This window comes from Erysipelothrix urinaevulpis, assembly GCF_009828835.1.
GTDB classification, from domain to species: Bacteria; Bacillota_I; Bacilli_A; order Erysipelotrichales; family Erysipelotrichaceae; genus Erysipelothrix; species Erysipelothrix urinaevulpis.
On sequence record NZ_WTTB01000002.1, the window covers coordinates 195,640 to 219,452 of the forward strand.

At 35.5% G+C, this 23,813-nt stretch carries 19 protein-coding genes; 1 reads left to right on the top strand and 18 read right to left on the bottom strand.

All coding sequences use genetic code 11. From position 1 onward, the window contains the following. Positions 1-34 precede the first annotated feature (34 nt). The 10 genes from GVV10_RS03000 to GVV10_RS03045 form a co-directional block, all read right to left on the bottom strand. Positions 35-670 carry an ATP-binding cassette domain-containing protein gene (locus GVV10_RS03000; protein ID WP_201289974.1) on the bottom strand — a complete coding sequence of 212 codons (636 nt, stop codon included), beginning with the start codon at positions 668-670 and terminating at the stop codon, positions 35-37. Between the two features lies 1 nt (position 671). Beyond that, positions 672-2,798 carry a hypothetical protein gene (locus tag GVV10_RS03005; protein WP_159519459.1) on the bottom strand — a complete coding sequence of 709 codons (2,127 nt, stop codon included), beginning with the start codon at positions 2,796-2,798 and terminating at the stop codon, positions 672-674. A gap of 400 nt (positions 2,799-3,198) precedes the next feature. After that, entirely contained in the window at positions 3,199-4,563 is a 1,365-nt protein-coding gene (locus GVV10_RS03010; protein ID WP_236261856.1) for a sensor histidine kinase, read from the bottom strand. A 31-nt stretch (positions 4,564-4,594) separates the two neighbouring features. Further along, entirely contained in the window at positions 4,595-5,263 is a 669-nt protein-coding gene (locus tag GVV10_RS03015; protein WP_159519461.1) for a response regulator transcription factor, read from the bottom strand. Between the two features lie 20 nt (positions 5,264-5,283). Next, a complete protein-coding gene (locus tag GVV10_RS03020; protein WP_159519464.1) occupies positions 5,284-8,307 on the bottom strand; it encodes a DNA polymerase III subunit alpha in 3,024 nt (1,007 codons plus the stop codon). A 44-nt stretch (positions 8,308-8,351) separates the two neighbouring features. Continuing rightward, positions 8,352-9,278 (bottom strand): DHH family phosphoesterase, encoded by a 927-nt coding sequence (locus tag GVV10_RS03025; protein WP_159519466.1) that lies wholly within the window; start codon positions 9,276-9,278, stop codon positions 8,352-8,354. Then, positions 9,265-10,467, bottom strand: a complete 1,203-nt coding sequence (locus GVV10_RS03030; RefSeq protein WP_159519468.1) for an acetate kinase — start codon at positions 10,465-10,467, stop codon at positions 9,265-9,267. The genes GVV10_RS03025 and GVV10_RS03030 overlap by 14 nt, the downstream gene beginning before the upstream one ends. Then, positions 10,460-10,774: a YlxM family DNA-binding protein gene (gene ylxM / locus GVV10_RS03035; protein WP_159519470.1), complete on the bottom strand. Its 315-nt coding sequence runs from the start codon at positions 10,772-10,774 to the stop codon at positions 10,460-10,462. The genes GVV10_RS03030 and ylxM overlap by 8 nt, the downstream gene beginning before the upstream one ends. Then, complete coding sequence (ftsY, locus tag GVV10_RS03040) at positions 10,767-11,717, bottom strand: signal recognition particle-docking protein FtsY (protein WP_159519472.1); 951 nt, start codon at positions 11,715-11,717, stop codon at positions 10,767-10,769. The genes ylxM and ftsY overlap by 8 nt, the downstream gene beginning before the upstream one ends. Further along, positions 11,714-14,644 (bottom strand): AAA family ATPase, encoded by a 2,931-nt coding sequence (locus GVV10_RS03045; protein ID WP_159519475.1) that lies wholly within the window; start codon positions 14,642-14,644, stop codon positions 11,714-11,716. Before GVV10_RS03045 ends, ftsY begins: the two co-directional genes overlap by 4 nt. A gap of 165 nt (positions 14,645-14,809) precedes the next feature. Here GVV10_RS03045 and GVV10_RS03050 point away from each other — a divergent pair, with 165 nt between their 5' ends. Then, complete coding sequence (locus GVV10_RS03050; RefSeq protein ID WP_159519477.1) at positions 14,810-15,337, top strand: hypothetical protein; 528 nt, start codon at positions 14,810-14,812, stop codon at positions 15,335-15,337. Here the strand turns inward: GVV10_RS03050 and GVV10_RS03055 are convergent. Genes GVV10_RS03055 through parE form a run of 8 tightly spaced genes read right to left on the bottom strand, consistent with a single transcriptional unit; the run spans position 15,334 to position 23,658 of the window. Next, positions 15,334-16,017, bottom strand: a complete 684-nt coding sequence (locus GVV10_RS03055; RefSeq protein ID WP_159519479.1) for a 5'-methylthioadenosine/adenosylhomocysteine nucleosidase — start codon at positions 16,015-16,017, stop codon at positions 15,334-15,336. The two genes, GVV10_RS03050 and GVV10_RS03055, sit on opposite strands and share 4 nt — an antisense overlap. After that, positions 16,014-16,688 carry a class I SAM-dependent methyltransferase gene (locus GVV10_RS03060; RefSeq protein WP_159519481.1) on the bottom strand — a complete coding sequence of 225 codons (675 nt, stop codon included), beginning with the start codon at positions 16,686-16,688 and terminating at the stop codon, positions 16,014-16,016. Before GVV10_RS03060 ends, GVV10_RS03055 begins: the two co-directional genes overlap by 4 nt. After that, a complete protein-coding gene (gene rsfS / locus GVV10_RS03065) occupies positions 16,672-17,007 on the bottom strand; it encodes a ribosome silencing factor (RefSeq protein WP_159519483.1) in 336 nt (111 codons plus the stop codon). Before rsfS ends, GVV10_RS03060 begins: the two co-directional genes overlap by 17 nt. Next, positions 17,004-18,002: a nicotinate (nicotinamide) nucleotide adenylyltransferase gene (gene nadD, locus GVV10_RS03070; RefSeq protein WP_159519486.1), complete on the bottom strand. Its 999-nt coding sequence runs from the start codon at positions 18,000-18,002 to the stop codon at positions 17,004-17,006. The genes rsfS and nadD overlap by 4 nt, the downstream gene beginning before the upstream one ends. Next, positions 18,002-18,286: a YhbY family RNA-binding protein gene (locus GVV10_RS03075; protein WP_159519488.1), complete on the bottom strand. Its 285-nt coding sequence runs from the start codon at positions 18,284-18,286 to the stop codon at positions 18,002-18,004. The genes nadD and GVV10_RS03075 overlap by 1 nt, the downstream gene beginning before the upstream one ends. Beyond that, positions 18,286-19,305, bottom strand: coding sequence for a GTPase (locus GVV10_RS03080; RefSeq protein ID WP_159519490.1), 1,020 nt, complete (start codon positions 19,303-19,305; stop codon positions 18,286-18,288). The genes GVV10_RS03075 and GVV10_RS03080 overlap by 1 nt, the downstream gene beginning before the upstream one ends. A gap of 59 nt (positions 19,306-19,364) precedes the next feature. Beyond that, a complete protein-coding gene (gene parC / locus GVV10_RS03085) occupies positions 19,365-21,758 on the bottom strand; it encodes a DNA topoisomerase IV subunit A (RefSeq protein WP_159519492.1) in 2,394 nt (797 codons plus the stop codon). Further along, positions 21,748-23,658 carry a DNA topoisomerase IV subunit B gene (gene parE / locus GVV10_RS03090; RefSeq protein ID WP_159519494.1) on the bottom strand — a complete coding sequence of 637 codons (1,911 nt, stop codon included), beginning with the start codon at positions 23,656-23,658 and terminating at the stop codon, positions 21,748-21,750. Before parE ends, parC begins: the two co-directional genes overlap by 11 nt. Positions 23,659-23,813 lie beyond the last annotated feature (155 nt).

Sequence of the window (23,813 nt, forward strand, 5' to 3'; positions counted from 1 at the left end):
TGTGTTTTTTTATTTCTAGCCTATAAAAAAATTCTTAACGGATGTGGATGACCTTATCAGCATTCGCAATAACTTCTGGATCATGGGTAGCAACGATAATTGTTTTGCCTTGCTCTTTCATTTTATTCAGATGTTGAATCACCATCGTAGCATTGTCCTCATCCAAACTTCCTGTTGGCTCATCACAAAGGATTACTTTGCTTTTTTTAATTAAGAGTCGGGCCAGCGCGATTCGTTGTTGTTCTCCACCTGAACACTGTGCAACTAATTTCTTTTCAAACCCATTCAACCCGACATCATTCAGTGCTTTTTCAATCAGAGCTGCTTTCTTTTTACGATTTGTTTTTTCCATAAAAGCAACACTTAGATTCTTTTCAACAGTTTGCTCATTGATTAAAGCAAAATTTTGAAATAAATAACCAATTTCATTTCTAAGAATTCGAACCGCTTTTTTGCTAAAGGGCAAAGGAAGTTCACGTCCTTCAAATAAGATAATGCCACCATCGTATTCCTCAAGCATGCCAATAATATTTAGAAGTGTACTTTTACCACTTCCAGATTGCCCAGTAATCACCGTAAAGGAATTTTGAGTGATTGTGGCTGAAAAATCATCAAATATTTTGATGTTTCCATAACTTTTATTAAGCTCTTTTATTTCAAACACTTTCATTTTACTCCCCACCTTTCAAGCATTTCGTCACAATCTTACCTTGATCATTTTTCACATTCAACACGACAATCAAACCATCAATAAGTAACAATATAACTATAACTGGCAATAGGTATTGCGAAAGAAACACTCCATCTACTTTTCCAATAAGCACTAATCCATAAATAATGGCAAAAACAGCGCCATAACCCAGTAACGTTGACACAACAATGGATCGATACCTTTCAAAAAAAGTTTTTCCGAAAATATAATCAATGGCGATTTTTTTAGAATTTTTCTCAAAAAAGAGAAAAACCGAGACGAGATTAAACGAAATAATGCCTACAAATGAAATAACAAATGCTTCTTTAAATCTTAACGAACTAATTTTAGAAAAGTTTTCTTGGCGGGTAATTGCATCTTCAATCGACCCTTTACGAACGGAAATACCATCATCAGCAAGTTCTGTAATTGTTTTGTCCATGACTTCATGTGATGAATAAAACATATTAAAGTTGTACTGGAAATCACTATCAAAGGATTGTTTAACATAGATAATCGGATTGACTATTTTTCCTAAATAACCATTAATATTGGGTAATGCGATAGGATTTGAATATGTTTTTGACGACACTTCAGCACTAAAGGGTAACGTTTTATCTTTAAGTTCATTTGGGAAAAGAACTGTGTTTTCGTCCTTGAAATCATCTTTTGCAGAATATTGATGATCTGCATCATAAACCTCAAAATCTTCAAAAAAGTATGGATTGACCACAATATAGGGATATTGGGATTGAACCCCTTCACTTTCTTCCCTTAAAATATTCGAAATCCCCATTTCGTTGTACATCAAATAATCTTCGATGGAATAAGCTGCAATACGATTCTTATTAATAACTTCATAAAAAAGGTCGAGCTGTTGATTATATATAGTCGGATCTGCGCCAAAGTGGACAGTCTCAATCATTGCAGCCGCTTTATAGTCTGGATAGTCATCAAATCCTTCAATGTTTTCTTTCGATGTCTTCATAATTCCTGCTGAATTGATCAAAGGAACAATCAAACTAACAATTAATCCAATCTTAATAACCTGAAATAGAACTGAAAAGATTGACAAGACTTGTCTTTTTTTAAAATAATAATATTTAAATAAAAGGAGCATCGAAGCATTGAAACCATAAAGTCCTAAAGGTATCAACACTAATAATAAGGCATAACGGTGACTAAACGAAGCGATGAATCGGCTGAATAGATTGTCGTGAAAATAAATAGAACTAAGGTGCAGGACAAGTAAAAAGAAAAGGATCAACAAAAAAAAGAACCATGAATCTTTCAAAAAAACTTTATTCAAAACTTCAAAATTTGTAGCACCTAGTTGTCTTAGCATTAATATTTCTTTTTGTCTTTTTATGAAGGTAATGACACTGATAATCAACAGTCCTGAACTAAAAATAAGAACAAGTCCACGAAGATTACCAAGAACATTCATCGTCCAATCTCGACTTGTTAGACTAAATTCCATCTCATTGTCAAACACATTCAAAGTTAGGTCATCTCTTCCAAAATTAAAGTTTTCGAGCACGAGTTCACTGACTGACTCCAAAGTTTCAAGTTCATTCACAACCCTTAAAATAATCATGTCGCTAGTTTCTGTATAGTAGTCATTGATGGATTCTTCTGAATAAATTCTTAACGGCATTTGTTCACTACCATCTAAATTATAATATGATTTATCAAGATATTTGACGAGTCTACATCGGTTTTTTTCGTTTAAATCGTTACAGATGAAATCAAAATCCAAGGCTGTTCCTTCCACAAATTCAAGTCCTTTTGTTAAATCAAGGGTGTCATTGAGAATAAAAAAATCAATCCTTGTGTTCAATGAATTCGTTTGAAAATTCTCCTTGAGTATATATCCATCCAGTTGATATCTTTTTAAAAACTTTTGAGAATAATCAACCGCCTCCCTAGTAGACGAGAATTCACTCGTATCCACCTTTACTTCAATAATCGAGTGTGATCCTTCATGAACAAAAGCCATTCCCGGTACGAGCACTTCCAAATAGTAATCATTATTAAACGCATTATAAGATTGATAAAAAATAAAAAAAGACAATACTATCAAAAATACTTGTGACAATCGCTTCACTAAGGCATCCCCCCTTTTTTTCTTTAAATATATTCTTCCAACCCTTCACATTGACTCAGCCACTTCATGTAAGCTAAACTTTTTTTTGGTTTTAAGCAACTTGTCGATTTTATATTTTTTTACCAGTTACATCTCTTATAAAGAATATCGTACAATCTATTTTTTATCTGATTTCGTAAAGTTAGCACTAAAATGAATTACATTCTTTTTTTATCGATGTTTTTTGTTGATTATTTTCCTTGGCTTCTAATTTTAATATATAGTATCAATTTATAATTTAGTTGTCAATTCACGGTGTTACCATAATTTCAAAATGAAAATCGGAAGCGTCGGGATTGATAGACATTAAAAGGCTACTCATTTGAATAGCCTTTAGGATTATATTTTCGCATTCACAAACTCAAGTTTTTTTGCACTTTTCAAGAGTGTAAAAGAAACAAGCACCCTCACCTTTTTGAGATTCTACACCATAATCAGATCCATTCGCACTACAAATCGCTTTAACGATGGATAGACCTAAACCACTTTGTGCTGATGAACGTTGATAGTTTTTATCGATTTTAAAATAACGATCCCACAAATGGGCTTTTTCATACTCATCAAGTCCTTCACCATAGTCTTTGACGTTAACCTTTAATTTGTTGTTTTCAATTTCTTCAACAACAATATCGATTTTCTTTGTTTGGGAAGCATATTTGATCGCATTACTGATGAAATTATAGAGCACTTGCCCCATTTTAACTTGATCAGCATAGACACAATGCTTCTTAGAACATGAAATGTTTATGCGCCAATCATCAAGTTGAAACAAGTCAACAGTATGTTCAATATTATCCAAAAGATTATAATTAGTTTTATTAATTTCATACATTTTTGATTCATATTTCGATAAGGTAAGCATGTCATTCACCAAGAGTTCTAAGTGATTGACTTCATCTAAAATCACATTTAAATGTTCTTCTCTTTTTTCTTTATGATCACCTGAAATATCTTTAATCATCTCCGCATACGCTTTAATCATTGTAAGCGGAGTTTTATAGTCATGACTAACATTCGCAATTAAATCACGGCGCAAATCATTTGTTTTTTTGAATTCGGATGTAGCATAATTAAGCGTTTGTGCTAGAGAATCCATTTCATGGATCCCTTGCCCTTCAAATTCAACATCGAAATCACCTTTCGCTAAATTATGAGCAGAAGCATTAAGACGTTCGATTGGTTTTGATAAATGTCTTGATAGTAAAAATGATACCAAGGTCGCCATACTAAAAACAATGAACGCTAATAAGGCGAATTGGCGACGAATCACAAAGACCGTTGAGTCCAGTAATTCTAAGGGTGAATTAATGAAAATGTAGTACGTCCCACTTTCACTGACAACCTCTTTGCCGTAAAAATACATCCCTTGTTCAAAGATATCTGAGCTGAATCGAATTGAGAACTGTGATGTCGGCGCTTCTTGAGCCATCAATATATACTCAAGAACTGATTGAGTTGGCAAACTGTTCAAGATACAGACAAGCGACCCACTGGATGTCATCAAGATTTCACCTTCACTTGAGTAAATACTTCCACACATGTTTTCTTTCGACAACATTTTTGTTAATCGCTCTGGATCTTCGAGTGCTTTTGGATTTTGAAGCCACCGTTCAATCTCTAGTCCTTTTTGACTGATAACCTGAGTTCGATTTCTTTCGTAATATGGACGGATAAATGATATCTGTAACATCCACAATGACAAAAGTGTGATTCCAGTTAATAACATGAAATAGAACCACACTCGAAAGGTCATACTTTTAGTTTTCAACTTCAAATTTATAACCTGTACCACGTACTGTGACTATAAACTTACGATACACTCCTAAATTTTGCCTTAACATTTTTATGTGTGTATCAACTGTACGATAGTCCCCATAATAATTATAATTCCAAACTCTATCGAGAAGAACTTCTCGAGATAATGCTTGATTTTCATGTTGGATTAGAAAAACAAGTAAATCAAACTCTTTCGGAGTCAAATTAACCCGTTCATCATCCACACTCACACTACGTCCCGTAATATCGACATGCAAGCCTTCAAATTGATAGAAACTATGTTTGACGCCTTTGGCACGTTCAGCAACAGCCTTAATTCTAGCCATTAATTCTTTTGGAGAAAACGGCTTGGTAACATAGTCATCAACACCCAAATCAAATCCGAATAACTTATCGAACTCTTCTTGACGCGCCGAGAGCAGAATAATTGGAACTTCTGAAAATTCGCGAATCTTTTGGACCGCTGTGAATCCATCCATTCGTGGCATCATTATATCTAAAACAACGGCATGATAGTAATTATTTCTGATTAAGTGAAGCGCTTCTTCACCATCAGCCGCTTCATCACATTCCATGTTTGATGCTTTCGCGTATTCTTTAACAACTTCTCTTATCTTTACTTCATCATCAACAATTAGAAACTTGACCATAAAATCATCCTTTCAGCTTATTATTCAAAGCGATATAAATCTTCTAATATTATTTTACCACGTTCTCTCATGCTTGCCTTCACATATATTATAGCACCAATTTCAATTTGTTCCTCAACCCGAGCATAAAGATTCGGAAATACGATTGCATCTAAATCGCCACTTGCATCACTAAGCTTTAAAAATGCCATCTGATCCCCTTTTTTTGTTTTATGCTTTTTAATCGTATCCACCATCGCAATTACCTTGTAACGACGATGACCTTCTTGAATTTGATTCAATTCATCTGTCCGGTGTTTTTCTTGCAAGTGACGTGTCGGATGATCGCTTAAATAAAACCCAAGAACGTCTTTTTCATGTTCAAGTAACTGGTGAGGATTTTCATCAATTTTCTTGAAAATCGGTTCACTCACAAGCGAACGGTCGAGAATAAAATTGCCACCTTTATTAACTTTTATCAAGGATGAATAAGTTAATGCCTCATCTAAATTTTCTTGAAGCGCCACTCGACTTTGATTAAAACAATCCAGTGCCCCACCCTGAATCAATGAAATAAATTGACGATTTGACACATTTAATAAATTTAACCGACTGATTGCATCGTAATAAGATTTAAAATCGCCATTTTCTCTTTCCTTTGCAATAATCTGACTCGACCTTAGACTAATACCTTTGATAAGTGTCAGTGGTAAAACCAAACATTCATCAATCAATTCATAACGATGGGTACTTATTTGAATCGAAGGATTGATGACTTTTATTGATCGCGCTTTGCATTCATTCAAATATTGCGCAGTTTTACTGGAAGAAGCTTGGACAGAATTTAAAAGATATTGATAGAATTGCAATGGATAATGAGTTTTTAAATAAGCCATTTGATAAGCAATGTTGGCATAAGCAACTGAATGAGATTTATTAAAACCATAATCAGCAAAACGCATAATAAGATCATAAACCTCAATCACAAGTTTTTCTTCATATCCTCGTTTTATTCCTTGTTCAATAAATTCAACCTTTAACGATGCTAATTCAACTGCATCTTTTTTACTCATCGCTTTGCGAAGAATATCAGCCTTTGCGAGAGAAAATCCTGCCATGATTTGTGCAACTTGCATAATCTGTTCTTGATAAACTAAAATCCCATAGCTGCTTTCAGTCACAGTTTGAATATCTTCATGAATAATGGGGATTGCGCTTGGGTTTTTACGATTCTTTAAATACGTTGGAATGTTCTCCATAGGTCCGGGTCGATAAAGTGCAATTGCATCCACCAAATCAAGAAAACGGTAAGGTTTCATATCTTTTAATAATTGTGTCATTCCTTCTGATTCAAGTTGAAACAAGCCCAATGTTTCACCTCTTGATAATAATTCAAAAGTCTTTTGATCATCCATTGGAAGTCTTCCTAAATCAAATCCTGGAATGTCATTACAAATATTATCAATAATGCTTAGATTTCTAAGTCCCAAGAAATCTATTTTAATTAAACCAATTTCTTCAAGTCTTACCATATCATATTGTACTACAGAACCAACATTCTCATCGTGAAAATATGGTGCAAATTGATGAAGGGGTCGTGAAGATAAAACAATTCCAGCTGCATGTAAAGAAGTGTGTCGTGGCACGCCTTGAATTTTTAATGCAGTTTCATAGACTTTTTTTGACGTTGGTGATTCATTGATCAATCGTTGCAATACTTGACTTGATTCATAACTTTCCAACAAATTTTGGGAATGAATATGTTTGGTAATCTTATCAACTTGATGAATTGGCATTTGAAAAACTCTTGCGACATCCCTGAATGATTGTCTTGCTTTAAGCGTTCCGAATGTAACAATATGTGCAACATAATCATCACCGTATGTTTTACGAACATAGTCAATCACTTGGTCACGTTTATCATCAGGAAAATCAATATCAATATCAGGCATCTCTTGACGACTTGGATTTAAAAAGCGTTCGAAATACAATCCAAATTCAAGTGGGTCCACTTCTGTGATTCCCAAACAGTATGCAACAAGTGAGCCTGCTGAACTACCGCGCCCAGGGCCAACATAAATCCCTTCTTTTTTTGCATAGCGGATAATGTCATAAACAATGAGAAAGTAATCCGAAAAATTCATCGATGTTATTATTTCTAACTCATGATTTAAACGTTGCGTATAAACGTCATCAAAGCGCCCATTCAGTCGTTTATTTAAACCTAACGACGCAAGCCGTTGAAGGTATAGATCTGAACCAACCTCTTTTGCAGGCTCAAAAACCGGGAGAGATGTTCTCAATGTTTTGATATCTAAATCAACACTTTCAACAATCTCTTCGATCCCTTTCAACAATGATTCACCGTATAAATCTAACATCTCTTTTTTTGAGTAAAAATAGCGATTGGGTGCAGAAACTAAATTTTTATCATCATAATGAGTCCCAGCCTTGATCGCATGAAGAACCCTTAATACCTCATGATCACCTTGGTTTTGATAATAAACTTTCGGGAGCGCTATGGCACTCATACCATATTGCTTGGCTAAATTAAGTAAAAACTCATTGTTTTTTCTAAAGTAATTTGATTCTTGGTGTGAGACCCCAAGGTAAATGTGGGGACATTGTGATTTTAACTTTACAAAGTATTCTTCTATTTTCTCATGCTCTTTATTCAGAAAAAAACCTTCGAATGGCCCCCCTTCTGTGAACACAATAAAAATAATATCATCGTGGTAAGCTTCTAACATTGACCACGTTATCGGGTTATTTTGGTGAAGTTGATAGGAGCATTCAATTAAACATTGATATCCTCGTTCATTTTTAGCAATAATTTGTGAATCAAAATGCAAGTCATCATCAAGCATCGATATTTCCAGACCAAAAATAGGTTTAATTCCTTGCTTGTCACATTCACTTTGAAATTCCAAAGCAGAATATAAACCATGCCTCTCACTCAACCCTAAAGCAGTCATTCCGTTTTCTTTTGCTAATGAGACAAGTTCCTTGATACTCAAAGTTCCATTGAGCAATGAGTAATAAGAACGAGTACATAAATGTGTCAATTTGCTTCACCTCTTGTCTTCTATTATACATGAAAAAACATCGTTTATGATAACGATGTTTTAGCTAATTCTTTAATGATTTCTTCAAGTGTAAGGGTCGTTAAATCACGAACACCACTTGCTAAACGATGACCACCGCCATTGTATTTACGAGCAATCGTGTTGATTGTAATGTCTCGTGAACGAATAGATCCTCGATAGCTTTGATCTTGTTGTTCAATAAACAAGGCCCAAATTTCCACTTCAATAATATCTGCCATAATTGAAATGAACATTTTTGCTTCGTCTTCTTTTAAATTAAGTTCTTGTAATAAGTCTTGACTTAGGATGATATAAGCCAATTTATCTTTCCAAACAACTTCCTGTGAAAGACGTGTTCTTAATTCAAAGAATGCTTTAGGTCTTGTAAACAATTCTTGATTCAACTTAGAAATATTTGCACCATAATCAACTAAGTTAGCTGCTGTTCTCAGTGTTTTTGACGAGGTTGTTTCGATTGAAAAACGAATAGTATCTGTCAAAATACCTGCCAATAAATACGATGCAATTTCTTCCGTAAAGGAATATTCATCAAGGTTGATGAATAAATCAGCAATTATTTCAGCACAGCTTCCGCGTGTTGAATCGACAATTCTTAAGCTTCCATAATCTTCAACAATTGGATGATGATCAATTTTAATAATTTGATCGGCTAATTCATAACGATCATCATCAATACGAGCTTGATTCGCTGTATCTAAAATAATCGCTAAAAATTCACCCTTTAATTCTACATCATCACTTTGGGGAAATAATGTAAATGAATGATTGTTTTCACCCAAAGCATAGACTTTTTTGTTTGGGAAACGATTTTGTAGCCAGCGCACCATTCCAAATTGAGAACCTAAGGCATCACCATCAGGGTTTTGATGACGAAAAACTGCGATTGTATCATAATTTTCAACAATGTTTAAAAATTTATTTGATTTCATTGTGGATCCTATATGCATCTTGAGCAATGACTAATTCTTCATTTGTAGGGACGATCCAAACTTCTACCGCTGAGTCTTCAGTGCTAATTTTTTGTTCGACACCACGTGTCTTATTATTCAACTCTTTATCATACTTAACACCTAAACCAACCTCGAGGACATCAAGAATTGCTTCACGGGTTCCAGCATCGTTTTCACCTAAACCTGCGGTGAAAACTAAGGCATCAACTTTACCCAGTTGCATTGCATAAGCACCAACATATTCTAAGATACGTTGAGCGTACATGCGACGCGTTAAGATCGCACGTTCATTTCCATCTTCAATGCCTTGTTCAATGTCACGAGCATCACTTGATAAGCCACTAATTCCAGCCATGCCTGATTTTTTATTAAAGATATCTAAGACTTCTTCTGCGCTAATATCAAGTTTACGCATCAAGTAAGTGACAATTGCTGGGTCTAAATCACCCGTTCTTGTCCCCATGATAACACCTGCTAAAGGAGTAAAGCCCATGGATGTATTTTTACAAATTCCATCCTGAACAGCACTTAATGAAGCACCATTTCCTAAGTGCAAGGTAATTAAGTTTAAGCCATTATTTTCTTTTTCCATTAATTCAGCGGTTCGATGAGCAACATATTCATGAGAAATACCATGAGCACCATAACGACGAACTTTTAAATCCGTATAATATTCATATGGTAAAGCATACATAAACACATCTTCTTCCATTGTTTGATGGAATGCTGTATCAAATGCGAAAATATGAGTTGCTTCTGGCAGTGCTTTTTTAAACGCACGGTAACCGATCAAGTTTGCTGGGTTATGTAACGGTGCTAAATCAGCTAATTCTTCAACACGACTGATGGCTTCCTCACTACAAAACGCACTTTCTGTAAAGTATTCTCCACCATGAACAACACGGTGGCCTGCTGCAACAATTTCATCCAATTGTTCAACAACACGGTGCTCTACTAATCCTTTTAATACTAAATCAACGGCAACGTGGTGATCAGGTATATCAAGTGTTACTGTATTTTTCTCACCATTATTTTTTAGTGTGAAAATTCCGTTGTCCAATCCAATTCTTTCCACAATCCCTGAAGCTAAGACCTCTGCTTCTGGCATTTCTAATAATTGAAATTTTAGGGAACTACTTCCCGCATTTACTGCTAATACTTTAGTCATATTTTCCTCCGTTATAAAATTTTTCTATTAATTGATTGACTTCCTTATTTTTAAGTCCTTGTAAGGATTGAATTAAATCATCCAAACGTTGACTAAATCCTAAATTTTCCTCGTAATTATTAAGCGCTTCTTTGGCTCTTTTTAAATTATCAAAGGCTGCTGCTCGTGTAATATTCAAAAGATCAGCAATCTCTTGGTATGAATAATCTTCATGGTAATAATACTCAAATACTTCTTGTTGTCGCTTTGTTAGCAACGATCCATAATAATCAAACAAGCGATTAAGTGCAATCGTTTCATCAATCATCATGATTCACTAAGCGATACACAAACGCAGAGATATCAAATGGTCTCAAGTCATCCATTTTTTCACCTAAGCCAATATTGCTTACTTTAATTCCCAATTCATCTTTAATGCTTAGAATAACCCCTCCCTTAGGAGAACCGTCGAGTTTTGTTACAATAATCGAATCGATTTTCGCAACATCTTGGAATGACTTCGCTTGGACCAATCCATTTTGACCTGTGTTTCCATCAATAACACAGTAAGTATGATCAATCACACCCGCTTCACGTTCCAGTACTCTTCTCATTTTCTCTAACTCATTCATTAAATTAGTTTTATTTTGTAAACGGCCCGCACTATCACAAATCATAATATCAAAATCATGTTCTTTTGCATAGCGTGCCGCATCAACATAAACAGATGCTGGGTCTTGTTTTTCTTTACCGCCGATAAACTCTACACCTATTTCATCAGCCCAAACACCTAACTGTGAACTACCTGCTGCTCTAAATGTATCGCCACCAACCAAGAGAACTTTATGACCTTGGTCCTTGTAACGCTTTGCTAATTTAGCAGATGTCGTTGTTTTACCTGACCCATTAACACCAACTAACATAATAACATTTAAACGCCCTGCTTCATAGACAAAATCTTGACCGCTTTCACCATAATGATCTAATAAAACAGCAGCAAATGTTTCAAATGCTTCCGTTTCGCTCATGGACTTATTAATCTGTTTTTTCAAATTCTTAATAATCTTTTGAGCACTTTTCAAGGAAACATCGCCTTGAATCAAAACAGCCAAGAGATGATCGTACCATCCATCGTCATACTTTGGTTTACCCATAAACAAGGATTTTAATTTATCACCAAATCCTTCTTTACTTTTATTCAGGCCAGTTGTATATAATTCCTTATCGTCTTTTTTCTGAAATTTATTTTTCAGTTGATCAAAGAAACTCATTTAACGTCCTCCTTCAGTTCGATTGCTTCATCTAATTGAACGCGAAGCATCGAAGAAACACCTTTATTCGGCATTGTTACACCATATAGTACATCACATTGTGCCATGGTACCGGGTCTATGTGTAATGATAATGAATTGAGTATCATGACTAAAATCAGAGATATAATTAGCAAGTCGCTCAACATTGGCTTGATCTAACGCCGCTTCGACTTCATCAAAGACACACAGCGGCACATGACGCGCTTTAAGAATTGCGAAAAGTACAGAAATTGCGATTAAAGACTTTTCTCCACCCGAGAACAAGCGAATGTTTTGAACTGACTTTCCTGGTGGCTGAACGTTGATGTCGACCCCAGTATTAAGTAAGTCATCAGGATCTTCCAAAATTAAATTTGCACTTCCACCACCAAACAAGGCAACAAACACTGCTGGCAATTCTTCATTAACACGATTAAACATCGCTTCAAATTGTTCAATCATGATTGAATCCATTTCTTCTATAACTGCCAATAATTTATTACGACTTTCTTCTAAATCCTTCAGTTGATGGGTTAGAAAATCATGGCGTTCCTTTGCTTCTTCATATTCTTCAGGAGCAGCTAAGTTAACATTACCTAAACGACTTATTTCTTGACGTAAAGAATGTACTTTATGTTTTTCTTGACTTGCTTCTTTCGAATAAACATTTTCTAAAGCATATTCATAGGTCATTTGATATTCACCAGACAAACGCTCAAAACTTGTATCTAAACGTGTTTGGTGCTTGGTCATCGTAATTTGACATGCCTGACGACTTGACGCAATGTCATTCATTGCTTTACGAACTCTTCTTAACTCCTGTTCTTGTCGTTGAACATCGTTCCCCATTTTTAAACGACGTTCTCTTTGAAGTTGAAGGTTATTGGTCAATTCATCACGTTGCATTGTCATTTTATTTAATTCTGAAATCAAATTATTATGAGGATCTTCACGTTCATCTTCATTAACTTCAAAATCTAATTCTTCAAAATCGTTTTTTAAACTTAGATACTTTGCTTTTTTCACATCTAACAAAGGTTCTAATTGCGCAACTGAAATTCGTGTTTGCATCAATTTTTGATTATCAAGATGAATTGTTTGTTCCAATTGACGTGTTTCATGTTTATGCTTTGATTCTTTTTCTTTCAATTCATTAAGTTTTTCTTCTAATTGCTCAAGTTCTTTTTTCAAACCTAAGATTGATGTTTGGTTATTTCTCTGATAACCCCCACTCATAAATCCACCTTTGTGGATAACATCACCTTCTAATGTAACAATTTTAAATTGTTTTTTTAGTTTCTTTGATAAACGATTTGCATCGTCAATTGTATTAGCAACTAAAACATTTCCAAGCAAACTACGGTTTAAGGTCAAATAACACTCATCATGATCAACTAAATCAGACGCAACCCCCATAAAACCTTGGTCATGTTGACAAATAAGCAGCGCATCATCATAAACACTTCGAGCCCTAACTGCTGTTAGAGGGATGAATGTTGCGCGACCACTTCGGTTTCGTTTAAGAAACTCAATCGCTGCTACTGCTGAATGGTCATCTTCAGTTACAACATGCATCATGGCCCCCGCTAGTGCTGTTTGAATCGCAATTTCGAATTTATCATGGGGTGTAAACAACCGTCCAACAGCATCATGAATTCCACTTAATGATTTTTTATTATCCATGACTACCTGAACACCCATTTGTGATTCAAAGGGTTTATCAAGACGATGTTGAACAAATGTCATTTTTTGTTCGGTTTTTCTAACATTTGCTTCCATTTGATATTCTTCTTGTTTCAGTCGAGCTAACGTGTAATTGTGACGTTCAATGGATTGATTTGACAGATCAAGTTCTGCTTTAAGTTCATCATAACGCTTCAAACGATCATCAAATTCTAGTTTCGCCTCGAAAACTTGGGACTTTAATTCTTTAGCACGCGCTTGAATGTCACCCACCTGCATTGTATATTTTCGACGTTCTTCAATTTCAACTTTACGTGATTCCAGATCGGATAACTCTTTAACATAAGTCATCATTTTTTCTTGATTCTTAACAATTGACTGATCGAGTTCAAATAACTCTTTGCGTTTGCTTTCCAAATCATGATCTAAAACTCCCACAGATGTTTCGTCTTGAGCAAGTTGAGCATCAAATTCATTTAAATTACTTTGTTCTACTTTCAACGCTTCACTCAAATCATTAATTTCTTTGACTAAAACAGACACTTCAACAGATTGTAATTCACTTTGCAACTCTTTATAAGTAATTGCTTTTTTGGATGCGCGTTTCAACCGCGTTACTTGCTGGCCGATCTCATCAACTATGTCCTGCATCCGCTCCATGTTTTCTTTCGTACGCTCTAATTTATTTATCGATTCAATTTTACGCTTTTTATATTTTGAAACGCCCGCCGCTTCTTCGAATACCAAGCGACGTTCTTGTGGCTTCGATTCAGCAAAATGACTGATTGTACCTTGTGAGATAATGGATAAAGAATCTCTTCCGAGTCCAGTATCTAAAACTAAATCATGAATATCACGCAGACGACATTCAGTTTTATTAATTAAGTATTGAGATTCACGTGTATCCCTAAAGAGTCGACGTGTCACTTCAACTTCTTCATAATCAGAATTAAGTGCTTTTTTATCATTATTAAAAAACAAGGTTACTTCTGCTAAATTAACTTTACGTCTTTCCTCTGACCCGTTAAAGATGACGTCAGTCATTTGACTTCCACGCATTGATTTAACAGATTGTTCTCCTAATACCCAGCGAATTGCATCACTGATATTACTTTTACCACAACCATTGGGTCCAACAATCCCTGTAACAGGATTATCGAAATGAATAACAACATGATCGGCAAAGGATTTAAAGCCTTTCATTTCTATTTTCTTTAAAAACATACATACCTCCGCTCTTGCATCTTTTCTATTATACAATAAAGCATCCTCAATTTGAAGATTTGCATACTAATTAACTTGGTGCTATAATGAAAGCGATTTCACAATCGGTGCATTTGCATCTTGTGATGCGATGTGTTAAAGTTACTTTTGTATAAAGGAGGACTTATGCAGAAACGATTATTGAAACACATTCTATACTTCTCAGCAGCAGCTGTGCTTGTAGGATTCCTTTTTATAGTTTTACACGATAAATTTCAAACGAAAACTGTTGCCCTTGAATCACGAAATATTGATCAAGTTATGAGTGAACAAATTGATGTTGATTATTTATCAGATTACTTAAAAGACCATGAAGATGATTTAGTCTTATTGATCAAAGATGACAGCCAAGATTCTGAGTATGTAATTCAGACAATCTTGTCGCCCCTTGCAAATGAGCAAGAGGAACAAGCACTACCTCAAATTGTGGAAGTGAATGTTCCAAAAGATTCTGATATTTCAGTAACAAGACTTAAAACAATCTTGGAAATCGAACGATATCCAGCGTTTGTTCATTTATCATCAACGGGTGAATCGTATAAAATAATAAGTACTAAGGTCTATGACCCTCAAAAACCTTTCACATCGACTGAGTTAAAAACTTGGTTCTTTGAAAATAATTTGTGGTCAGGTCCATACGGAGTTCGCGATTAAGCGAACTCTTTTTTTATGAACTCAATGCAAATTTTTGCTGAATTTTCACTTGCCAATGGCAAATACTCTTCAAACGTTAATTCATTGCCATGATGCAAAGTAACATCTGACAAGCTTCTTAGAATAACAAAGGGAATCTTTAGACGTGTTGCCACCGCAGCAATCGCTGCAGATTCCATATCTACCGCCACAGCACATGGAAACAAATCTTGGATTATTTTAAAATGAGGAGATTGATTGGTAATAAACTGGTCACCTGCAAGCAATAAGCCAGTATGACAGTTTAAGTCCATTGATTCAATGATTGTTTCAAGGGTGGGCAAATATGAGGTTTCTGGTTTAAATATGAAACGAGGGTCCGTATGCGTGGTAGGCCCAATATCTAAATCATGATATTGACACTGTGTTGAAAGGACAATATCACCAACATTTTGACCATCTTGTAATCCACCAGCCGAACCAATGTTAATGATTGATTGAATGTCGAAGTGTTGCGAAAGCGTTGCGGTTGTGAACGCAGCATTAACTTTTCCAACCCCCGACAGCGCTAACAAAACAGTCGCGTTATCAACCATACCACTCACAACACGAATCCCTTGGACTTCTTTTTCTTCTATGTCAGTCATTTTTATTTTTAGTGCCGTAATTTCTTCAAGCATTGCCCCGATAACTAAAATCATAATGCTTCCTCCTTATAGATGTGATACATGACCTTTTCTCCTTCTTCAGAAACTCCTTGAGTATCAAAATCTGTGAAGAGATCCACCGTATACCCTTTTGCTTCGTAGAGAGCTTTTAGAACCATTGGATCAAAGACCCATTGAAAGACAGAATCAAATCGACCATCTAAAAAATTTATAATATGAACAAGGAAATTATCCTCACTCATAATCTGATACGAATAATCAAAAGAAGCAGTTTGACCTTCTTCCAAATAACCATCCTCAAACTCAATCAAGCGATAAGGATGATGACTATCCAAAAACAATTCATCAGCAAGCAAGAGTGATACATCCACAAATCGTTCTAAATCTTCAATAGTTTGAATGTAATTTAGAGAATCATTAATACAAATACCAACATCCTTTTTATGAGGATGTTCTTTTTTTAAAAAATCACCGACATATACTTTATCTTGGAGACCAGGATACTTTTCAATTGCTGTTTGAATTGATGATGCTTCTAAATCAAACCCTAGCACATCCCTTTTTGAAAATAAATTAAGTAAGTCTCCTGTACCACACGCTAACTCTATAATTGAATCCGTATCTTTAATTTTAGATTCGATCCATTGGAAATATTGATGAGTTCCATCTAAATCTTGAAATAATTCATCATAATACGATTTCATCAATATAATCCTTGTAAAGTTTTTCTAAATTATAATGGTGTCGATCATCACTTAAAAATATATGAATAACCACATCAATGGCATCAATTAATATCCATGATGACCCTTCTTGACGTTCCACTGAACGTACAGGAAAATCATTTTTTGCCAATTCTTCGATGACATCATCGGCTAAGGCATTAATTTGTCTAAAACTTCCAGCATCACAAACAACAAAAGAATCACACAACGGATTTTCATTTCTAAAATCAATGACTGTAATATCATTGGCTTTTTTTGAATCGAGTACTGTTACGATTGTATTTAATAGTTTGTTCATTTTCTACTCCTTTTTAAATAGTTTTCTTGATCTTTCTTCACCGCTTCAAAGCCCTTATCTAAATCTTCAAAGCATTGAGTTAATAATGTTTCTGTATCATAGTTTCTTTTTGGTTCACATTTATCGGCAATGTAAAGAATCTTAGCAAGCTTAGCCTTTGATCCACCATCGACATGATTCCATATTGCATCATAAACCGCATCACAATCAACATAATAACTATGTTTTAGAGAATAGGCTGCAAGATAGGCATGATAAAATGCTTGAGGTTTATCGAACATTTCCGGCAGAAATTCATGAATCATCTTATCAAGATTAGGGTCTTCTTTATAAGCATCATGCCACATAGCACATAAATAGATTTGTTCAGTGTCAAGACCATGATGTTCACCCAGTTCAAGTGCAAGTTTGGTAACGCGAAGACTGTGTTCATAGCGATACGATGACAATCGTTCCTTAATCATTTCATCAAGGTATAGCCCCTTCTTCATCATGTACCTTAAGACTTCTTTTGATGTTTTAAAACTGTTACCTTGACGGATTTCACTTGAAGAAACGGAGATGATATCGCCTGACACCGTTGGAAAATCATGTTCTTGAGATAAGCGAGAATATACAATAAACTGAACACGTTTCATTAATTCATCGTAGTCTTTCCACTTTGATAAGTTTAAAACTTGATCATCGCCAATCAAAAACTCAAATTGAATGGTCGGATAAAGTGTTTGCAACTGTTTTATTGTATCGATGGTATATGAAGGGCCTAACGATTGACCTTCAAGGTCAAAGACCTTTAACTGGGGATGATTTTCAATCATCAACTCAACCATTTTTAAACGATCCTTAAAACTTGTTTTTTGCTGCTTAAAAGGGCTAACTTGATTGGGTATAAACCAAACCTCATCAGCCTTTCGTTGTGTTAACGCTAACAAAGCCATGTTAAGGTGTCCATCATGAATCGGGTCAAAACTTCCCCCAAACAATACGACCTTCATCACAGCTTTATGCGACCCTCTTCGTGGTATTTATAAAAAATAGCAACCCGTCCTGTTTTATTCACAAGTTCACATTCATACTCATGGACAAAGGACTCGATGAGTTCATCAAGTGTTACTGATGATGTCTTGAGAATATTTACTTTCACAAGATTATGTTGTTCCAACGCCGCTTCAAAACTTTCATAGAGATTGTCAGTCAGACCATGTTTCCCAACATTGACTAAATTCTTTTCATGATGTGCTAATCGTCTTAATTCCTTTTTGTCTTTATTACTTAACATTAAATCATCGCCCTTCTAAATACAATTTCGACATTTTTATCGAAATTTGTTTCAAGTAATTTATACTTACCTTTGATATTAAAGAAACCAATATCAAATATTTCTAAATCAACATTATGGTCGGCTTTAGGCCAAATGCGTTTTCTATACGTAGCATTATCGATTACCATTTCTTTTGCTTGTTTGAAATTCGCATCCACACGTTCAGGTTTAACTCGTTTTGTTACAACTGGCACATAGGCAATCACTTGAACTTGATCAATCGGTTCAATTGTGATTGAACCAATATTACCAATAACAAGGCTTTGTTTCTCATATATTTGATAGACTTGCGGTTTCATGGTTTTTTGTGGCGCCAAACTTAGTAAATCTTCATCATTCAAATGATGGCTTAGTTTACTTTCGTTTTGTAAGCCTGGGGTATCATAGAGTGTATAATCATTCACCTTAATTTCCATTACTTGAGCAGTTGTGGATGCGACTGGGGAAACAGATAAGGTATCTTTTCCTAATAAGGCATTTAAAAGTGATGATTTTCCAGCATTAACAGCTCCCACAAACGCAATGTCTCCATGCTCTAAATAAGGTAAAATCCCTTGTAAAGTTTCGCGTTTTTTTGCGGATACAAATTGCACTTCCATGAAGGATAGAGGAAATTGATTCATTTCCCTCATCAAGGCATGCAACAATTTTGTATCTGATAACGATTGCGGATACAAATCGCGTTTATTTCCAAGTAAAACTACATTTTTATCAACCAAAGATCGCATCAAACCTGGATGCATACTTTGATTAATGTTTAGTAAATCAATAATCCAAAAGATTGTTCCTTCAAACGATTGAATAAAATCAAGCACATCTGAATCATTAACCTCTGCTCGAACATGCTTAAAGTCTCGATAATTTTTCAATCTAAAACATGACTGGCAAAATTGATGTTCTATCGCCTTCGCATAGCCACGTTCTTGAGGGTTTTCAGTTTGTAGAATTTCTCCACAACCTTGACATTTATTTTCCATAATCTATCTCCTACTTAAAGAAAGTCTGGGTTTTCCAGACTTTTCTTTTCTTCATTATATCACGATTTTATAAACTTACACATCTTGCCATCTAATACATTTGAGAAACTTGTATCAAATTTCATAATCGGGACATCTTTCACTTGTACAGTGATAATTTCTTCATCGTAAAACTCAAGTGTATCGTCTAAATTATGACAAGAAACATGCTCCACAAATGAAGGATTTGATTTAACCCATCGCATCACCGCTTGCCCTTGAGTTGCACGGTTATGTTTGGGGAATTCACTGACTTTTATGCGTTTTAATTGATGTTTATTTGAAATAAAGATAAGTTCTGTTTCATCAGCTAGTCGACTGGCATCAACTACCCAATCATCATCACGCAATTTAATGGCAATCACACCTTTAGCTCGTACACCAATGGCATTGATTGTTTCTAAATCGATTCGTAAACCTTGCCCAAGTGAGCTTACAATAACGAGCTCATCAGCATTAAATGTCTGACCTACATAGACTAACTCGTCATCTTTGTCTAAATTCATGGCTTTGACCATCTGTCCTGTTCGCTTCAGCTCATAATCTTTAAGCGCGGTTTTTTTCAACATTCCCTTTTTAGAAACTGAGATCAGATAATAAGGGTTGTTGAAATCTTTAACAACGACAGTTTTGATAATTTTCTCATCAGGCTCAATCTTTACATATTGATTTAAATGATTTCCGATATCACGCCATCTGAATTCTTCGATATCATGGACAAGCAACATTCCATACCGTCCTTTATTCGTGAAAAACAAGATGTGATCGATGGTGCTTACTTCTTCAATTAGCACTGGGTGATCATCTTCTTTTAATCCTAAAATATTTTGTTGACTTGAGCCATAAGAACGCATCGAAACACGCTTTATATACCCGTCTTGTGACAGTGTTAACATCACATTTTCATCGTTAATGAGACTTAAGTGATCAACTTCTAAGTTTGCAATTTCTGCACGAATTTCACTGCGTCTTTCATACCCAAATTCTTCACTTAATTCTTTAAATTCTTGTGTGATAACGTAGTTCAACATAGAAGAATCTTTTAATATTAAAGCTAAGTGATCTAAGTCATTGGTTAACTCTGCATATTCAGCTTGTAATTTTGTAATATCTGTCGATGACAAACGATAAAGTTGTAAATCAACAATTGCTTCAGCTTGCACTTGAGTAAAGTCAAAAGCTTTCATCAAGTTTTGATAAGATTCTTTTCGGTTATTGGATCTGCGAATTATGTCAATCACTTCATCCAAAATCGAAACAGCTTTCATCAACCCTTCCAAAATATGAAGACGTTTTTCTTTTCGATCATAACGATATTGACTTCGTTTTAAAACTACATCTTTTCTAAACTCAATATAAGCATCTAAAATATCAGCAACACTACACACTTTAGGCCTTTGATCGACAATCGCAACCATGTTTGCATTGTAATAAACCTGTAGTTCGGTGTGCTTATAGAATAGGTTCAAGATACTTGTGGTATCAGCATTCAACTTACAATCAATAACAATTCTTAACCCGTTGCGATCGGATTCATCGCGGACATCCATCACATCACCTAAACCATCCTCAGCCATTGAGAATCGAAGGTCATCAATTTTTCGAACGACGTTTGACTTAATAACTTCGTAAGGTAATTCCGTGATAATGATTTGTTGGCGACCCTTTTCCTTCACGATATCTGCTTTAGCGCGGACAACAATTCGCCCTTTTCCTGTTTTAATGATATCTTCAATGCCAGCTTGACTTTCAATGATGGCACCTGTTGGAAAGTCAGGTCCTTTAACGATTGTTAGAAGATCTTCCACCGTCGAGTTGGGATGGTTTAATCGATACGTCGCCGCTTCCATAATTTCATTAAAATTAAAGGGTGGAATATTTGTGGCATATCCCGCTGCAATCCCGGTTGATCCATTCATTAATAGATTAGGATATCGCGCAGGCAAGACTGATGGTTCGGTGGTCATGTCATCAAAGTTCAATACAAACGGAACCACTTCTTCGTCAATGTTTTCTAAGAGACGATGTGACAATTTTGAAAGACGTGCCTCTGTATAACGCATCGCTGCAGCAGGATCATCATCAATTGATCCATTATTCCCCTGCATATCGACAAGTGGCATACTCATTTTCCAATCTTGAGACATTCTAACCATCGCTTCATAGACCGAAGAGTCACCATGTGGGTGATAGTTACCGATGACTAATCCAACAGTTTTCGCCGATTTTCTATAAGGTTTATTGTAAACATTTCCATCGTGATGCATCGCAAATAAAATCCGACGTTGAACTGGCTTTAGACCATCACGGACATCAGGCAATGCTCTTTCTTGGATAATATACTTTGAATATCGTCCAAAACGATCGCCCATGATTTCTTCGATTGGCATGGGTATATTATTACTATTCGACATTCAATTCCTCCTCCAATGTAAAAGAAACATTCTCTTCAATCCACTCACGACGTATGCCTACTTTATCACCCATTAGGGTTGATACTCGCTTATCAGCAATCAATTGATCATCGATTTGGACTTGAATTAAATTGCGTGTTTGGGGATCCATGGTTGTTTCCCATAATTGATCAGCATTCATTTCCCCAAGTCCTTTGTAGCGTTGTAATTCTAGTTTCCCATACTTATCTCTTAAGTCATCCAACTCATCTTCGGTATAGCAGTAAAAAGATTCTTTTCCTGCTTTAACACGATAAAGGGGTGGTTGAGCAATATAAACATAGCCCGCTTCAATAAGTGGACGCATATGTCTAAAGAAAAACGTTAGCAGAAGCACTTGAATATGGGCCCCATCCGTATCAGCATCGGTCATAATAATAATTTTCTTATAGTTGGAATCTTTGAGAACAAAATCTTGACCAACACCGGCCCCAACCGTATGTATAATTGTATTCAATTCTTCATTTTTTAATATTTCTTCAAATTTTGCTTTCTGAGTGTTTAACACTTTACCTCGCAAGGGTAAGATTGCTTGAAACTTAGAATCTCTTCCTTGTTTAGCACTTCCGCCCGCAGAATCACCCTCAACAAGGAACAATTCATTTTTATCTTTATTCTTTGTTTGAGCATTGGCTAATTTACCCGATAATATTTTTTCTATCCGGCGTCCTTTTCCTTTACGAGCTTGTTCACGCGCCTTTCGCGCTGCAAGGCGTGCTTGACTGGCTTTTTGAATCTTCGCTAAAATATTCATCGCATCTTCATGATGAGTATCAAAGTAATACGGTAATTGTTCTAAAAGAACCCCTTCTACCGCATTTCTCGCACTTGGTGTTCCCAATTTCCCTTTCGTTTGCCCTTCAAATTGTAATAAATTTTCAGGGATTGAGACTGAAAGAATTAGAGACAAGCCCTCACGAATATCATTGCCTTCAAAGTTTTTATCTTTTTCTTTTAAGACACCATGTTTTCGAGCATACTCATTCACAACTTTAGTTAAACCTGACCTAAATCCTGCAACATGGGTTCCACCATCTTGAGTTCTTACCAGGTTAACATAAGCATAGGTGTCTTCATGGTAACCGCCGTTATACTGAAGTGCCATTTTAACGTTAATATCGTTTTGTTCACCTTCAAGTAAAATTGTTTCATTTAAAACCTCGGTATCCTCGTGAATGTAAGCCATAAACTCACGTAAACCATTTTCATATCTAAATTCACGAGTTTGGTCAATCCTTTGGTCACTCACGACAAAACGAATACCTTCTAATAAAAACGCTGATTCTTGAACGCGTTCACAGATCGTATTGTAATTAAAACGAGCATTGCCAAAGATAAGCGGATCTGCACTAAATCGAACGAAACTTCCTTGTGTTTCTTTAGAAGTTTCTTTTTTTAGGCTGCCCTTGGGCTTCCCACCATTTTCAAATTCCATGGTATAGGCTTGGTTTCCTTTGTAAACCGTAGCAACAAGTGAAGCACTTAACGCATTCACAACCGATGCCCCGACACCATGTAATCCACCTGAGGTCTTATACCCTCCAGCTTCAGAGAATTTACCACCTGCATGAAGCACAGTAAAAATAACCTCTAACGCACTGACACCCGATTGATGGGCTTCAACTGGCATCCCTCGCCCTTCATCACGAATACTAATTGTTTGATCGTCTTCAATGTTTATATAAATATTTTTTCCATGTTGATTTAATGCTTCATCAATCGCATTATCAACAATTTCCCATACTAAATGATGGAGGCCTTTTTGATCAGTTGACCCAATATACATTCCAGGTCTTTTACGAACTGCATCTAATCCTTCTAAAATCTCTATACTCGAAGCAGTATATTCTGTATTACTCACAGTATCAAAACTCCTCTCTTGTGTATTATACCATGCGAAAACAAGGGTTACACCCCTTCAATTCAAGTTTTATACATTAACATTCCACTTGATAAGTTGCATTTATTAATATAACTTTTATTTTAACAAATTACAAGATAGCACTTTTACTTATC

Bases quoted from the DNA above. Each gene is read 5' to 3' on its own strand.
- GVV10_RS03000 (WP_201289974.1), bottom strand. From the start codon at position 670: ATGAAAGTGTTTGAAATAAAAGAGCTTAATAAAAGTTATGGAAACATC.
- GVV10_RS03010 (WP_236261856.1), bottom strand. From the start codon at position 4,563: ATGTTATTAACTGGAATCACACTTTTGTCATTGTGGATGTTACAGATA.
- GVV10_RS03015 (WP_159519461.1), bottom strand. From the start codon at position 5,263: ATGGTCAAGTTTCTAATTGTTGATGATGAAGTAAAGATAAGAGAAGTT.
- GVV10_RS03025 (WP_159519466.1), bottom strand. From the start codon at position 9,278: ATGAAATCAAATAAATTTTTAAACATTGTTGAAAATTATGATACAATC.
- GVV10_RS03030 (WP_159519468.1), bottom strand. From the start codon at position 10,467: ATGACTAAAGTATTAGCAGTAAATGCGGGAAGTAGTTCCCTAAAATTT.
- ylxM (WP_159519470.1), bottom strand. From the start codon at position 10,774: ATGATTGATGAAACGATTGCACTTAATCGCTTGTTTGATTATTATGGA.
- ftsY (WP_159519472.1), bottom strand. From the start codon at position 11,717: ATGAGTTTCTTTGATCAACTGAAAAATAAATTTCAGAAAAAAGACGAT.
- GVV10_RS03045 (WP_159519475.1), bottom strand. From the start codon at position 14,644: ATGTTTTTAAAGAAAATAGAAATGAAAGGCTTTAAATCCTTTGCCGAT.
- GVV10_RS03050 (WP_159519477.1), top strand. From the start codon at position 14,810: ATGCAGAAACGATTATTGAAACACATTCTATACTTCTCAGCAGCAGCT.
- GVV10_RS03055 (WP_159519479.1), bottom strand. From the start codon at position 16,017: ATGATTTTAGTTATCGGGGCAATGCTTGAAGAAATTACGGCACTAAAA.
- GVV10_RS03060 (WP_159519481.1), bottom strand. From the start codon at position 16,688: ATGAAATCGTATTATGATGAATTATTTCAAGATTTAGATGGAACTCAT.
- rsfS (WP_159519483.1), bottom strand. From the start codon at position 17,007: ATGAACAAACTATTAAATACAATCGTAACAGTACTCGATTCAAAAAAA.
- nadD (WP_159519486.1), bottom strand. From the start codon at position 18,002: ATGAAGGTCGTATTGTTTGGGGGAAGTTTTGACCCGATTCATGATGGA.
- GVV10_RS03075 (WP_159519488.1), bottom strand. From the start codon at position 18,286: ATGTTAAGTAATAAAGACAAAAAGGAATTAAGACGATTAGCACATCAT.
- GVV10_RS03080 (WP_159519490.1), bottom strand. From the start codon at position 19,305: ATGGAAAATAAATGTCAAGGTTGTGGAGAAATTCTACAAACTGAAAAC.
- parC (WP_159519492.1), bottom strand. From the start codon at position 21,758: ATGTCGAATAGTAATAATATACCCATGCCAATCGAAGAAATCATGGGC.